Source organism: Pseudoalteromonas sp. ABE4_541, from assembly GCF_056312285.1.
In genome coordinates this window covers 110,560-125,682 of sequence record NZ_JBSVEM010000016.1, presented here as the reverse complement: position 1 = coordinate 125,682, position 15,123 = coordinate 110,560, and the positions used below count along the sequence as shown (strand labels likewise).

Genomic DNA, 15,123 nt, shown 5'->3' with positions numbered 1-15,123 from the left:
CGTGCCAACAGAAGCGAGTGTCGCTGTTAAAATAACCATGAGATAATCACTGATTGTTAAATCAATTGCAAAGACTTGTGCAATGAATACCGTAGCCACGCCTTGCATGATTGCGGTGCCATCCATGTTGATCGTTGCTCCTAAAGGCACAGTGAAAGACGCAACCGAGTTGTGCGCTCCTAACTTCTTCGTTGCGGTTTCTAACGTGACAGGCATTGTTGCACTTGAACTTGAGGTACTAAACGCAAACATACACGCGTCTTTCATTTTGGCCAGGAACGTAACAGGATTCAAACCTGTGAGCATTTTCAAAATGATTGAGTAGTTAACCAAGGCGTGAATAAATAAAGCAACAAGTACCACTAAAAAGTATTTTGCTAAGCTGAAAATCAGGCCTACATCGATTGTGGTAAACAGTTTTGCCATTAGACAAAACACGCCGTAAGGCGCCAAGTTCATAAGTAAAGTAACCAGTTTTAATACCACAGCATTTAAGTCGTCGAACACTTTTGCAACACGCCTTCCCGGTTCACCGCTGAGTGCCATAGCAACACCAAACAGAAGCGCAAATACAATGACTTGTAGCATGTTGCCATTTGCCATTGCGTTAATAGGATTAGTTGGGAACATATTAATGATCACTTGTGCAAGCGTAGGGGCCTGGCTTGCTTCAAAACTGGCATTGGTTGGTAGCTCTTGCCCAACACCGGGCGCGACGATTAAAGCAAGTGTGATAGCAACAGTAATAGCAACGGCTGTCGTCATCAAATACAAGGCGATAGACTTTCCACCTAATCGACCTAATTTTTTAGGGTCACTGAGACTGCAAGTACCACAAACCAAAGAAATGAAAACGAGCGGTACGACTAACATTTTCAAACTGGCTATGAAAATTTGTCCGCCTACATGGAACAAACCATCGACGATGAAGCTTTTAACTGGGAAGTCGAACAACCCCAATGGAACTAAATATTCTTCTTGGCCTGAAAAGAGCGCTTGTAGAAGCAAGCCCAATATAATGCCAGACAACATGCCAAGCATAATACGAGTCGTGAGGCTCATTTTGTTATTTTTTTGCATATGACTAAATTTGGATTAATAGCTATTGATCTGCATAGCCTAACAGGCCAAATTAATTTGGCAAAAATTTTCGCCGAGAAATACGAAAAAACTGTGATTTTTGAGCAGTTTCTAGGGTAAGATGACAAAAAATTTAACTTCAAATTGTGCTAGGGAGAGAGGTTAATGCCTTTAATGCGCTGGTTCAGCATGATGATGCTAAGCATGCTACTTACTGCTTGTGGCGGGGGTGGCTCGATAGAGAAAAGTACAGATGGTGGTACTGATGGTACAACTGGACAGGATAAAGACATCACGTTTGTGGTCGAGGTTGTTGACGGAGAGGGTAACACACTAAACGAAGATAACCCTATTTCTAGCCAGCGACAGGGTGTAGCCAAGGCTACGCTGAAAAAGGGTAATGATGCCATCACCAGCAAACTCATTCAATTTCAAGTTAATCATTCGGGGCGCTTAAGTCCAGAGTCAGGGACCGGTGCGACAAATTCCGACGGAGTGGCAACAATCACAATTGCCAGTGGTGAAAGCCGAGGCTGGGGTGAGTTAATTGCAACGTATACAGACAGTGCAGGTGTTGTTTACACCGATAAAACGGTGTTTTACTCATCAGGTGATGAAGCAGACGCTGAAGGTGACGATACAAAGCTCACGATCAAAGTATTAACAGACTGTCCAGCAGGGTGGGAAAGTGAAAGAGATAACGTATCGTTGGATACGCTGTCGTCAGCTTGTCAAGCCACCAATAAAATTGATGCAATTGAAGAAGTGGATGTGTTGGTTGGTGCATCAAGCACTAAGTCCGGCCAAGGTGTATCAGGCGTACTCGTTAATTTAGCCACAGACATCGGCACTATATTATCGGGTGATAAAAGTGTTACCGATAACTTTGGTTTTGCATTGTTTAAGTATCGCCCGCCACTTCAAGGTGGTGCAGGCCAATTAACAGCAACTTTTAATGATGCCTCCACAAGCTTTGCGTTTACCAGTGGCGCAGAGGATTTGTCTTTAGCTATCGACAATGGCCTTCGCCAAGACAGTCAAGGTAATACAATTCCATTAGGGGCCGGAGAAACCACACTTTTAACCGTTCAAATCAAAGATCAAAATGGTCAATTGGTTACAACGCCGCTTGATGTGGCGTTTTCGTCTGGCTGTGCTGAGAGTGAAAAAGCACAGGTTGATGGGACTGCAACGAGTGTGGGCGGTATTGCATATTCAACTTATAAAAACTTGGGCTGTGATATCGCAATGGGCGACACGGTCTCTGTGACCGTCTCTAAAGGTGGAAATTCGGAAACTGAACAAGTGGTTATTCCTGTTTCTCCGGCCAAGCCTCAATCGATAGAGTTTTTAGATGCCAGTGAAAGCCTATTGGCGTTAAAAGGCACAGGGGGACCTCAGCGTAAAGAATCATCTGAGTTGTCGTTTAAATTAATCAATAGCTTAAGCGGTGGGGCAGCAAATCAGCGTATTGATTTTAGACTAAGAGCCAAACACAGTGACGCCACATTGGTGCCGACAAGTGTTAGAACCGACTCACAAGGCGAAGCTAAAGTGATTGTGAGTTCAGGGAATGTATCATCAAGTTTTGTTGTTCAAGCTTGCTATATTCCGAACGACTTGATACCAACAAGTAGTAATGATGAAGTGACTTGTTGGCAGGAACGCTATGACGCGTGTAAAGCTGTCTCGAAGCCAGCAGATTGCCCAACTGGAACAATCACACTCGTGCCACAAGACCAAGCGATATTATCAGTGTCTAGCCGTTTGAGTGTGACGAGCGGCTTGCCTGTTAATTCAACTATGTCGTTATCCGTGGGTACAGTGAACACTGAGACCTTGAATTTTAGCAATACAGAAATTCCAATTACTGTTAATGTTGCCGATAGATATGGCAATTTCGTTCACGATGGCACCAAAGTTTATATTAGTGCGGAAGGTGGTGCTGTAGGTACCGTTGATGGTACGCAGTTTAATGCGGAGCTTGAGTGCGAAACAACAGATGGCCGTTGCAGCGCAACTTGGGTAAGCCAAAATATAGTGCCATTTGTAACAAATAAACCAGCGAGTGATCCTCGCAGTCCAATTGATTGTGAGTTGCCAAACCAAGTGAACTGCTCAACAAATTATTGGGGCAATCGTGTAAATTCATATAATCCAAAAATACTTTATGATGAAAAGGAAGACTACCTAGGAGGACAAGGAAATTTTAACCCTTCACATCAGCAAATTCTAAATGTAGGTAATCAACAGTTAAGTGATGGGGCTAGAGTTAGAGCGCGTAACTGTGATTTATACGGTGCTGAAGCAGCACCTTGTATAAACGGCATACTCAACGCTGCGAACGACCCTAAGGGGGTTCCGCTTGCTGGCCGCGCAACGTTGATAGCTATTACAGATGGAGAAGAAAACTTCAATGATGTGAATGGTAATGGTTTATTTGATGAAAATGAATTTAGCCTTGTTTACGACGTGCCAGAAGCTTTTAGAGATGATAATGAGAATGGTAATTATGAGGGCGAAAACTGTTTACTCGATAGTACTGACAATCCATGTTCGCCACTTAAAACTAATGCGGGTCATTTTGAAAAATTATGGGATGGTAATGGCGATGGGGAGTTTACAGATAGAGATGGTCAGTACAACGGTCTGAGCTGTACTTCAGCGCAACAAGCCGCAGATAAATGCACTAAGTCGATTGTTGATGTGTTCGATAGTGCAGAGATTATTATGTCAGGGAGTGTGCCTGTTTATCGGTTTGTAGTTAAATCTGACGCGATACTTGGCAATGGCAACTCAATTTCGGGTTTATGTGAAAGTGTTAGCGTGAACGGTATAGTAGCGCTTGCTCTTGAAGAATCTGACAACAGTGATTATTGCGATGTATTGAGTGTGAACTTTGATACAGGGGCTTCCAACATTCAGAGTGTACCGTTAATGTTAATGTTCAGCGATATTCACAATAATCCTCTTCCGCAAGGTACAGAGATAGCAATCAGCACAGATAATGGCCTTTACACAGGGGCTTCTGATTTTGTAGTGCCTAGTACAAACCGAAAAACAGCAACAGTGATTGACTTTGTGATTTCCAACGAGCTTGAACCTAATCAAAAGCAACAAGGTCAAGTTTCGTTTATTTTTACCACGCCCGGTGGTGTGGTAACACCGGTGACTCTAACAATAGTGGATGCAGGCTAAGTGACAAACCAAAAATGCCAGCCTTCGGGTTGGCATTTTTGTATTGATTCCTTTATATTGCGCAGCTCAAATTTGGCTTTGTACTTTTTGTTTAAAATAGCAACAGTAATTGTGTAATTAATCATTAATCAGCTAAAAGATTGTATTTAAAGCTTGTAACAATAGGTGTTTGTAGATATACCTATAAATATTAATCGCCCAAGATGGGCAATAAACTCAGACAAGATGGGTCAAAAATAGGCAGCTATGGGCAAATCGCTAGTAATTGTGGAGTCTCCTGCGAAGGCAAAAACAATTAATAAATATTTAGGTAAGGACTACATTGTTAAGTCTAGTGTCGGGCACGTGCGCGACCTACCAACTTCGGGTGCAGGTAAGACAAAAGGGCTGGCTACTAAAAGCCCAGCTGAAGTACGTAAAATGTCACCTGAAGAAAAAGCCGAATATAAAAAGAACAAAGATTATGTAAACCTAGTCGCTCGTATGGGGATTGACCCAGAAAAGGGCTGGGAGCCGCACTATGAAGTATTACCGGGTAAAGAAAAGGTAGTACAAGAGCTTAAAAAGCTGGCTGAGAATGCTGACCAAATATATCTCGCAACCGATTTGGATAGAGAAGGGGAAGCCATTGCTTGGCACTTAGAGCAAATTATTGGCGGCGACAAAGATAAGTACAAGCGTGTTGTATTTAACGAAATCACCAAAAATGCCATCCAACAAGCATTTGAAACTCCAGGTGATTTGAATACCGATATGGTTTATGCGCAGCAGGCACGCCGTTTTCTAGACCGTGTTGTTGGTTTTATGGTTTCTCCACTGCTTTGGCAAAAAGTCGCGCGAGGGCTGTCGGCTGGCCGTGTTCAATCGGTTGCTGTACGTTTGCTCGTTGAGCGTGAAAGAGAAATTAAAGCGTTTATTCCAGAAGAGTTTTGGGATATTCATGCGGATGTCACTGCAAAAACACAGCCGATCCGTTTAGAAGTGACTAAGCACAAGGGACAAGCCTTCAAGCCGGTTAATGAAACACAAGCTATGCAGGCAGTATCAACACTTGAAAAGTGTGATTACCGTGTTGTTAAGGTTGAAGAAAAGCCAAGTAAGAGTAAACCAAGTGCGCCGTTCATTACTTCAACGATGCAACAAGCTGCCAGCACGCGCTTGGGCTACGGCGTTAAGAAAACCATGATGCTTGCTCAGCGTTTGTATGAAGCGGGTTACATCACTTACATGCGTACCGACTCAACAAACTTGTCAAATGACGCTGTGGCTATGTGTCGCGATTACATTTCAGACCAGTTTGGTGATAAATACTTGCCCAAAGAAGCGGTTAAGTATAGTGCTAAAGGTAATGCTCAGGAAGCGCACGAAGCAATACGACCTTCAGACGTTAATGTACTGTCTGGTCATGTTGAAGGCGTTGACGCGGACGCGAAGAAGCTATACGAGCTCATTTGGCGTCAGTTTGTTGCTTGTCAAATGACAGCTGCTGAATATGATTTGACAACGCTGACAGTGGCGGCAGACGATTACACATTAAAAGCGAAAGGGCGTGTTATGCGCTTTGACGGTTGGACTAAAGTTCAGCCTTCGGTGCGTAAGAAAAATGAAGAAGATCAATCTTTGCCAGCGGTCGCTGAAGGAGATGTGATTGATTTAGTGGCACTTGACCCTAAACAGCACTTTACAAAGCCACCAGCGCGTTTCAGTGAAGCTAGCTTAGTTAAAGAGCTTGAAAAGCGCGGTATTGGTCGTCCATCAACTTACGCATCAATTATTTCAACGATTCAAGACCGTGGTTATGTACGTGTTGAAAACCGCCGTTTCTTTGCAGAAAAAATGGGTGAAATTGTTACCGACCGTTTGGTTGAAAACTTCAATGATTTGATGAACTTTGACTTTACCGCCAAGATGGAAGACCGGCTTGATGATATCGCCGAAGGTGAGCGAGTTTGGACACAAGTTCTTGATAAGTTCTATGACAACTTTAAAAAGCAGCTTGAATTAGCCGCGGGCGATGAAGCTGAAGGTGGCATGCGCCAAAACACCATGGTTGAAACGGATATTGATTGCCCAACGTGTAACCGTAAAATGGGGATCAGAACGGCTTCGACGGGTGTTTTCTTAGGCTGTACAGGTTACAACCTGCCACCAAAAGAGCGATGTACTACCACTATGAACTTGGTCTCTGGTGATGAAGCCATTGCTGCTGACGTTGAAGATGTAGAAACAGAAACGTTAATGCAAATGAAGCGCTGTCCAATTTGTGAAACCGCAATGGACTCGTATTTAATTGACGAAACGCGCAAGCTGCATGTGTGTGGTAATAACCCTGCTTGTAAAGGCTATGTGGTTGAAAAGGGTACCTTTAAGATTAAGGGCTATGATGGACCGATTATCGAGTGTGATAAATGTGGTTCAGACATGGAGCTTAAATCAGGTCGCTTTGGCAAGTATTTTGGTTGTAGTAGTGAAGACTGTAAGAACACGCGTAAATTACTGAAAAATGGTGAGCCTGCGCCGCCAAAAGAAGATCCAGTACACTTACCTGAACTTGAGTGTGAAAAGTCGGATGCGTATTTTGTATTACGAGATGGCGCTTCTGGTATTTTCTTAGCTGCGCATACATTCCCTAAATCAAGAGAAACACGTGCACCAAAAGTGGCTGAGTTAAAGCGCTTTAGAGATAGGATCTCACCTAAGTTTTATTATTTAGCCGATGCGCCAGAAATGGACGGCGATGGTAATTTAGCCGTTGTGCGCTATTCAAGAAAAACGAAAACGCAGTATGTAATGACTGAAGTTGAAGGTAAAGCAACTGGCTGGAAAGCGACTTACGACAATGGCAAATGGGTTATTGAAGAAAAAGCCAGTAAAAAGAAAAAGTAGTTAAATAAAAAGCCGGGTTTAACCCGGCTTTTTTAATTCGTGAGAATGAGGAGCACGAATATTAGATTTCAACAGATGTTACAGTTTGATAGCTGTTGCTTTGTAATTCTTCATTGACGCAATCAAGTACGTACTTTTTAAGATCTTTGGCTTCAACACCGTCGTCACTTGCCCATTCTGCACACATTTGAGTGTATTCTTGTACCAGTTCCTGAGGTGCGGCAGTTACGTCATTAGTCAAGCCATTAGCAGCAAATAAAGTGAATGCTGTTGCCATACCAAGAAGTGATTTTTTTATTTTTTTTGCCTTAAGTTATTTGGACAAGCACTTTTTAAACTAAAAACTTCCGATTGAAAAACGAAATAATTTACTCGTAAAGAGCAAATAAAGTGATTATTGAGACGTTTTGATTGGTTCAACGTTTAGCGAACCTACTTGTTACTCAACTATCTAAAACTAAATGAAAATACCCTTTAAAAGGCGTATCTTAGCTTGCACAGTATAAGTGCAATATATTGCTCAGTGGCGTACTCAGCACATCAAAGAGCATTTTTTAAAAAATAAATTGACGAACAAGGCACGCTTTATAACTTTTTAGTGCTGATCACTTTGTTGGTGGCGTGTATCGTTTATTTTGATATCGACGTGTGGAAAGGGCTAATGGCAAGGCTTGCCGTGACCGTGCCTTTTTATTTGCTACAAAGGCTCATGACACTGGCGCAAATGTTAGAACAAAGGATTGATGGTTTTAAATGCATGTTGCTAGCAATTGGCATTGTGATCGTGATTTTTATCTTCAAAGATGTGTGTGAACAGCTCATGCTACCACGCTATGTGATTGACTCACTCAGCCCGTATATGACCGCACAGTTATTGCCAGTGATGGTCTTTCGATGGCTTAACGTTTAAAGGGGCACATTTAGGTGCCCTTCGTTGAAGCGATACGCATATTACATAAAAATCGCTTGCAAATCACAATTGAGTAAGGCAAGTGGATAGCTGCGATGACCAAGGGCTGAGAAAGTTACAGCATTTCTCTGTCCAAGTTTGGTGTTAACTGTGTGGAGTTTACCCTGATAGGCTTGCTGTACCATTCCAACGCCATTAAACCAGAATAAGGTTAAATAAGGCTCAATATACTGCCATTTACCTTTTAGGTTTGTTTGATTGAGTGCACTCCATTGACCATTGTGCTTCATTTGAATTTGCATATCTGCTTCGATACATTCGTGGGTAAACAATAACTCAGGTAACGCAACCTCACGTTTTTCGGCGGGGAAGTAGAGTCCCATATTACCTTGAGTATAGTAATGATTGTCTTTACTAAAAACTTGCGTGCTCAAGCCCTTGAAACCAGCTCTTTTCACTATGCGTTCAACTGCACTGATAAGCCCCTGATCGCTATCTTGAGGGTGATAGAGCAAGTGTGGTTGATCATAGCGATCGGGTGATTGTAAGTTCGTAAATTTATGACGGATCTGCTGAGCTTCTAGCAGGGATTGTATCTGTGATTGCTGAGATGACGACAAATCGCGGGAATAAATATGAACGACTGGGCTTTGGCACGCCATTAGCCAGAATATCATTAGTATGTATACAAAGTTTTTCATAATTCACCAAGTGATTACACATGTAATCTTATGTTACTTAAAACTACAAGTGTAATCAATATGCATTAGTGTGGAATAAGCGGCTTTTCAATTGGCCTTTAAGGTGGAGTCGTTGCTATCTAAGTGCTAGGCATCACAAATCGTTTGAGCGGTAGTTTTGACAATTTTTTCAGCTTGTGTTTCTTATCTATATACCTAACAATATGGACTTTTGTGATTAGAGTTGGGGAGGTATTAGTCAATATTAAACCTCTATGACTCAAACTGATTTAGGCTTATTTTATTATGTGCGAATTGCTGGGCATGTCTGCAAATGTCCCAACAGATATTTGTTTTAGTTTTTCAGGGCTTCTAGAGCGCGGTGGCAACACAGGTCCCCATAAAGATGGTTGGGGCATTACCTTTTATGAAGGGAAAGGATGTAGAACATTCAAAGATCCGGAGCCAAGCTGCCAGTCAGAAATTGCCAAGCTGGTAAAAGCCTATCCGATTAAAAGCGTGTCGGTGATCAGTCATATTCGTCAAGGTAATAGAGGGCGAGTGTGTTTAGAGAATACGCACCCGTTTACACGAGAGTTATGGGGCAGAGAGATCACCTATGCACATAATGGCCAACTATCTAATTACAGCGATTTAAAGCCCGAATTTTATCGCCCGGTTGGTAACACCGACAGTGAATTAGCCTTTTGCTGGTTGCTCGATAAAATAAGGCAAAAATATCCAAAACGTCCTTCAAACATGGCATCTGTGTTTCGCTATGCAGCGAAACTTGCTGATACGTTGCGTGAAAAAGGGGTGTTCAATATGCTATTAACCGATGGCGTGTTTGTATTGGCCTATTGCACCAACAACCTGCATTGGATCACCCGCCGTGCGCCTTTTGGTAAAGCAACCTTGATAGACGCTGATATGGTAGTGGACTTTCAAAAAGAGACAACGCCCAATGATGTAGTGACAGTGATCGCAACACGACCGCTGACTAATGATGAACAGTGGCAGAAAATGTCTGAGGGGGAGTCTGTGCTGTTTAAAATGGGCGAGAAAATCTAACCTTGGAAAAAAGTGGGTAGCAAAAATAGAGCGCTACCCAGTTGTTTTGTTACATCGGTTCGCCTTTTTCATATTTAGTGAGCTGTACTTGAAACTGCTCGATACCTTCTTTGCCTTTATACATTTTTACCACAATATAATCGTAATCAGGGGCGAGCCACACCATCACTTGGCGTTTGTCATCATCATAAAGGCGTTTAATACGAATTGTTTCAACGTTGCCAATCGGCAAAGTGATGGTTTCCTTCCCATCTACTTCAAAATCGTAGGTTCTTTGTCCGCCTTTTTTATCAATGATGGGGTAACTGAACTTTTGTTTTCCTGCCTTGAGTTCGTTTCGTAGTTGTAATTGATAGGTGAGTAAATCTTGCTGCTCCTCAATCCACTTCACATTTAACGGGTATTTTTCTTGATTGGAAATGACAGCTTGGTTTTTACGATCAAAGGTAATTTTATAATCTCTGTCGGGGCCTGTGCCTGTGCGTACCATGCTGTATTCAAGAGGGATTGGTGTATCATCGCTCATATTGAACTTGGAAGTTTCTTCTCGTTCATCGGAGAAAATCATCCATTCAATATCACTTTTGTATTTTAATTGATAAGTGCTTTGGTCTAGCTGTTTAAGCTCGCGATAAGCCGAGCCTTGCACAGAGCCCTTGCGAGACACTTGGTATTCTGCGTTGTAGGGAGTAAGAGAATTAGCAAAAACAGAGCAAGAGAAAATAGCGCTCAAGCCAATCAGCCAAGCGCTTAGTTTATTATTGTGGGTAGTTTGCGCCTTGTACTGGAAGGGGTTGGTCATCAAAAACGGCATAGTCTGCTTCCATTGTTAGTCTTTGTTCGCTGAACCATTGGACCACCAAAGGATAGATAATATGCTCTTGTTCATGTACCCGCTGTGCCAGTGAGTCGGCAGTATCATCTGCTAAGATTGGAACCTTAGCTTGCAATACCACCGGGCCACCGTCTAGCTCTTCCGTAACAAAGTGTACGCTCGCTCCATGAAAGTCATCTTTTGCATCTATCGCTCTTTGATGGGTGTTCAGCCCTTGATACTTAGGCAACAAAGAAGGATGAATGTTCAACATTTTTCCTTTAAATTTTTGCACTAAGTTAGGAGTTAGAATACGCATAAATCCAGCTAATACAACCAAATCTGGATTAAAAGAATCGATTAAAGATGCCAATTTAACATCATAGTCTTCACGGGTCGCAAATGCTTTATGACTTAACACTTGGGTTTCAATCCCCGCATTTTGTGCGCGTGTTAAGCCATATGCGTTGGCTTTGTTACTAATAACTGCCACTACCTCGCCTTTTATTTGATTACTCTGACAAGCATCAATAATTGCTTGTAGGTTAGACCCACTACCAGAGATCAATACAACTAAGCGAGTGTTAGACATTAGGCTTTACCACCTAAAATTTCTACTTGCTCTTCACCTGCATTGGCTGTTTGAATTTCACCAATGTGCCAAGCGTTTTCGCCTTGTGCTGTTAAGATTTCAAGGCTTTGCGCTAGCTTGTCGGCTGGCACAACTAAAATCATACCAACGCCACAGTTGAATGTGCGGTACATTTCATGAGTGCTGATGTTACCGTTTTCTTGCAACCAGTTGAAAATAACAGGCCACTCCCAGCTGTCACCTTTTACAACCGCTTTTGCAGATTCAGGCAATACGCGAGGGATATTTTCCCAGAAACCACCACCTGTGATGTGTGAAAGTGCGTGTACATCAACATCTTTAAGCAGTTCAAGAATTGATTTAACGTAAATACGCGTTGGCTCTAATAGGTGTTCACCAAGCGTTTTGCCTTCAAACTCAGCGTTTGTATCCGCACCTGATACTTCAAGCACTTTACGGATCAGTGAATAACCATTTGAGTGAGGGCCACTTGAAGCGAGTGCGATTAGTTGGTCGCCAGACGCCACTTTTGTGCCGTCGATGATTTTTGACTTTTCAACTACGCCAGTACAAAAACCTGCCATGTCGTAGTCATCGCCTTCGTACATACCCGGCATTTCAGCCGTTTCACCACCGATAAGGGCACAACCTGATAGCTCACAGCCTTTACCAATGCCAGTTACAACATCGGCTGCAACGTCAACGTCTAGCTTACCTGTTGCATAGTAGTCCAAGAAAAATAGGGGTTCGGCGCCTTGGACAATCAGGTCGTTTACACACATAGCAACAAGGTCGATACCGACTGTGTCGTGTTTTTTCAAATCAATAGCAAGGCGAAGTTTAGTACCTACGCCATCAGTGCCAGCAACTAATACAGGCTCTTTGTAACCAGTTGGAAGTTCACATAGTGCACCAAAACCACCAATTCCGCCCATTACTTCTGGACGGCGAGTTTTTTTCACTACGCCTTTAATGCGCTCTACCAATGCGTTACCCGCATCAATATCTACGCCTGCGTCTTTGTAGCTAAGAGACTGTTTTTGTTCGCTCACAGGTTTTCCTCAAAATTGCTATTTATGGGTTGCTTAGAAACGCGCGTATTTTACAACAATTGGCAATTTGGAGCTAGCTGAAATATGACAAATTCAGTGACGTAGCTGAGTGAGGTAAAACGCGAAAGGGCATGTATAGCGGCTTTCGCGTTGTGGCTGATTAAGCTTTTGCGGTTAAGATGGCACGCAAAGGAGCAGGATAACCCTCAATGGTTTTACTTGAGTCGTTCGGGTCTAGAAAATCAGCCAAAGACTCGGTTTCCATCCACTCGGTACGACGTTGTTCATCCAAAGAGGTTATATCCTTGTTCACAACTTTAATATCTTTGAAGCCCACGCGCTCTAACCATAATGTTAACGCATCGGTACTCGGTATAAACCAAACATTGCGCATTTTTGCATAGCGATCAGTTGGTACCAAAACAGTGTTCACATCACCTTCAACTACCAAGGTCTCTAGCACAAGTTCACCACCAGCACGTAGCTGTGTTTTTAGTTGCGCTAAGAAATCGATAGGAGAGCGACGATGATAGAGCACTCCCATTGAAAACACGGTATCAAATGCTTTTAATTGCGGCAGCTGTTCAACACCAAGTGGCAGCAGGTGTACGTTGGGGTCTGGGTTAAAATGCTTTACCGCCTGAAATTGAGATAAAAATAGGTCGGACGGGTCAATGCCCACCACAAAGTGAGCGCCAGCCCCACGCATACGCCATAGGTGATAACCAGAACCACAGCCAATGTCTAATACCGTTCGTCCGTGTAAATCGCTGATATGTGGCAAAAGTCTGTCCCATTTCCAATCACTGCGCCATTCGGTATCAATATGAATGCCGTGAATATGAAATGGTCCTTTTCGCCAAGGCATCATGCGCTTCAGTAGATGTGAAAGCTGCTTGGTATGACCTTCAGATAGCTCATCAGCAAGACCGAACTCAACCTTGTCTTTAATGTTGATATGCTGAGTTGTTGATTCTGGCAAGTTTTTAAGTACTTTTTCCCATTTTGGCCAATCACCGTGCTGTGCTTCACGTTGCCAGTGTGTGAGTTGTGCGGGCAACGTATCAAGCCAATGACTAAGTGGGCTTTTCGCAATTGCTGCGTAAAAATCGCTAAACCAAGAGTGCATTTTTGCTCCGTTATTTAATTGCTACCATTGAGCAAAAGTTAAAACACTGGTACCAAACTTGAGTTTGTTTGAAGCCAATTTTTTCTAATCTCGCCATATGTGTACTCAGGCGGTCTGGTCTCATCACATTTTCAATTGCTGTACGCTTTTGACTTATCTCTAGCTCAGAGTAGCCGTTGTGGCGCTTAAAATCATGGTGGAGGTCGATGAGCAGGTTATCTTGCAAGTCGGTTTCGCCTTTTACCTTTTCACTTAAAAGTAAAACTCCACCAGGCTTTAGGCCTTTGTAAATGCTGCCCAGTACCGCTTCACGTTGCTCTTTTGGAATAAATTGCAAGGTGAAATTCATCGCCACAACGCTGGCGTTTTCAATTTCCAGTTCGGTGATATCACCCAGTTGTACATCAACGGGTACGTCCGACTTAAAGCCACCTAAGTGCATTTTGCAGCGTTCAACCATCGCTTTAGAATTATCAACAGCAATAATTTCACAGTTCTCTTTCGCAATGTTGCGGCGCATGCTGAGCGTTACTGCGCCCAAAGAACACCCTAAATCATACAGATTTGAATTACTTTGTGCGTATTGCCCTGCCAGCTTACCCATGGTGCTGACGATAGTTGCGTAACCCGGAACAGAGCGTTGGATCATATCAGGGAATACTTCAACGACGTTGGCATCAAAGCTGAAGTCTTTTACTTGTTGCTCAGTGGCATAAATACTGTCTTTGCCAGTCACAATTTTGTCTCTCTTGCCAAATAATCATGCTATTTTAACATTTTATGCTGGATAGTCAGTGATAAATTGAGTAGCTTGGCTACTATTAATAAAAAGAAGTAAGCAAAGAGACAAATAATGACGAAAAATAAAGTGGTTAGTACCGAAGACATACTTTCAACCTTATGTCGTTCAGTGACTGAAGTTCTATCATCAGCAAGTGGAAATCAAATCGCGTACTCAGCAATGGTTCAAAAAATCACCCGCACTTGTATGCGTCCAGATATTGGTTGCTTTGTGCTATTTGATGGTGGTTTTACTGGCCTGGTGGTAACCAATTTCACAGCGCAAGCAGCGATGGAAATTTACCAAGATTACATGCGAAACATGGGCATGCCAGAAGAAGAAATAGCGAGCAGTCATTTATCGGACGATGTATCCAATGTGATGGGTGAGTTGATGAACCAAATTGTGGGCGACTTTACTAGCAAGGTGCGTGAACAGCTCCATACCTCAATTACTCAAAACCAGCCTAAGATGATGGCAATTAATAAACAGGTTCAAATCTCGGTAGATACTACAATGGACAGGCCTCAAGCGCGTCGAGTTACTTTTACCACGCAAAGCCAAAATATTTTCTATCTTGAACTTGCGATGGATAAAACGGAGTTTATTAAGCTGCATGATTTCGATATTGCTGAATCGGTTGACCCTGACACCATTATTGCTAGTCAAGCATCACAGAGCGATAAAAAAGATCAGAAAAAAGTGCAGGAAAGCGCTGATGATATGGCCGATGATGACTTTATGTCGGAGTTGGGTCTGTAAATTCACATTGATACAAGGAAGTATTTTAGTTAGCTTACCCGTGAGCAAATTAATCATATGAGTTGTGTGATCATGACAATGATGCCCGCAAAACTTATAGGTGCCGAGCTTTTCGGTACCTTTTCTGCATTGCGAAAATCATCTTAACGATTGATTTGTTCGATACGT

12 protein-coding genes and 1 pseudogene are annotated in these 15,123 nt (G+C 42.7%); 5 read left to right on the top strand and 8 right to left on the bottom strand.

Annotated features, from left to right (window positions below; translation table 11 throughout):
• A partial coding sequence (locus ACW689_RS15770; RefSeq protein ID WP_476292904.1) for a dicarboxylate/amino acid:cation symporter occupies window positions 1-1,080 on the bottom strand: 1,080 nt, incomplete at its 3' end.
• Window positions 1,081-1,245: 165 nt separating this feature from the next.
• On the opposite strand from ACW689_RS15770, the gene ACW689_RS15765 reads away from it, so the two are divergent.
• A complete protein-coding gene (locus ACW689_RS15765; RefSeq protein WP_476292903.1) occupies window positions 1,246-4,278 on the top strand; it encodes a hypothetical protein in 3,033 nt (1,010 codons plus the stop codon).
• A gap of 246 nt (window positions 4,279-4,524) precedes the next feature.
• On the top strand, window positions 4,525-7,164 hold the full coding sequence (gene topA, locus ACW689_RS15760) for a type I DNA topoisomerase (RefSeq protein WP_476292902.1): 2,640 nt from the start codon (window positions 4,525-4,527) through the stop codon (window positions 7,162-7,164).
• A 61-nt stretch (window positions 7,165-7,225) separates the two neighbouring features.
• On the opposite strand, the gene ACW689_RS15755 is transcribed toward topA, so the two are convergent.
• The gene (locus ACW689_RS15755; RefSeq protein WP_476292901.1) at window positions 7,226-7,441 is read right to left on the bottom strand and encodes a hypothetical protein; all 216 of its coding nucleotides are present in this window, start codon (window positions 7,439-7,441) and stop codon (window positions 7,226-7,228) included.
• Window positions 7,442-7,732: 291 nt separating this feature from the next.
• Here ACW689_RS15755 and ACW689_RS15750 point away from each other — a divergent pair.
• Window positions 7,733-8,056, top strand: a pseudogene (locus ACW689_RS15750) (Na+/H+ antiporter NhaC family protein); the annotation flags it as partial.
• 59 nt (window positions 8,057-8,115) lie between these two features.
• On the opposite strand, the gene ACW689_RS15745 reads toward ACW689_RS15750, so the two are convergent.
• Window positions 8,116-8,775, bottom strand: coding sequence for a hypothetical protein (locus tag ACW689_RS15745; RefSeq protein ID WP_476292900.1), 660 nt, complete (start codon window positions 8,773-8,775; stop codon window positions 8,116-8,118).
• Window positions 8,776-9,060: 285 nt separating this feature from the next.
• Between ACW689_RS15745 and ACW689_RS15740 the strand changes: the two genes are divergently transcribed.
• On the top strand, window positions 9,061-9,825 hold the full coding sequence (locus ACW689_RS15740) for a class II glutamine amidotransferase (protein ID WP_476292899.1): 765 nt from the start codon (window positions 9,061-9,063) through the stop codon (window positions 9,823-9,825).
• Between the two features lie 49 nt (window positions 9,826-9,874).
• Here the strand turns inward: ACW689_RS15740 and ACW689_RS15735 are convergent, their stop codons facing one another.
• The 5 genes from ACW689_RS15735 to cmoA all read right to left on the bottom strand — a co-directional run bounded on the left by ACW689_RS15735 (window position 9,875) and on the right by cmoA (window position 14,148).
• Window positions 9,875-10,639 carry a DUF3108 domain-containing protein gene (locus ACW689_RS15735; RefSeq protein WP_476292898.1) on the bottom strand — a complete coding sequence of 255 codons (765 nt, stop codon included), beginning with the start codon at window positions 10,637-10,639 and terminating at the stop codon, window positions 9,875-9,877.
• Window positions 10,584-11,231, bottom strand: coding sequence for a phosphoribosylglycinamide formyltransferase (gene purN / locus ACW689_RS15730; protein ID WP_476292897.1), 648 nt, complete (start codon window positions 11,229-11,231; stop codon window positions 10,584-10,586). Before purN ends, ACW689_RS15735 begins: the two co-directional genes overlap by 56 nt.
• On the bottom strand, window positions 11,231-12,283 hold the full coding sequence (purM, locus tag ACW689_RS15725; protein ID WP_476292896.1) for a phosphoribosylformylglycinamidine cyclo-ligase: 1,053 nt from the start codon (window positions 12,281-12,283) through the stop codon (window positions 11,231-11,233). The genes purN and purM overlap by 1 nt, the downstream gene beginning before the upstream one ends.
• A 160-nt stretch (window positions 12,284-12,443) precedes the next feature.
• Window positions 12,444-13,412, bottom strand: a complete 969-nt coding sequence (cmoB, locus tag ACW689_RS15720; RefSeq protein WP_476292895.1) for a tRNA 5-methoxyuridine(34)/uridine 5-oxyacetic acid(34) synthase CmoB — start codon at window positions 13,410-13,412, stop codon at window positions 12,444-12,446.
• Window positions 13,413-13,422: 10 nt separating this feature from the next.
• Window positions 13,423-14,148 carry a carboxy-S-adenosyl-L-methionine synthase CmoA gene (gene cmoA / locus ACW689_RS15715; protein ID WP_476292894.1) on the bottom strand — a complete coding sequence of 242 codons (726 nt, stop codon included), beginning with the start codon at window positions 14,146-14,148 and terminating at the stop codon, window positions 13,423-13,425.
• Window positions 14,149-14,265: 117 nt separating this feature from the next.
• On the opposite strand from cmoA, the gene ACW689_RS15710 reads away from it, so the two are divergent.
• Window positions 14,266-14,955: a DUF3334 family protein gene (locus ACW689_RS15710; protein WP_476292893.1), complete on the top strand. Its 690-nt coding sequence runs from the start codon at window positions 14,266-14,268 to the stop codon at window positions 14,953-14,955.
• The last annotated feature ends 168 nt before the right edge of the window (window positions 14,956-15,123 follow it).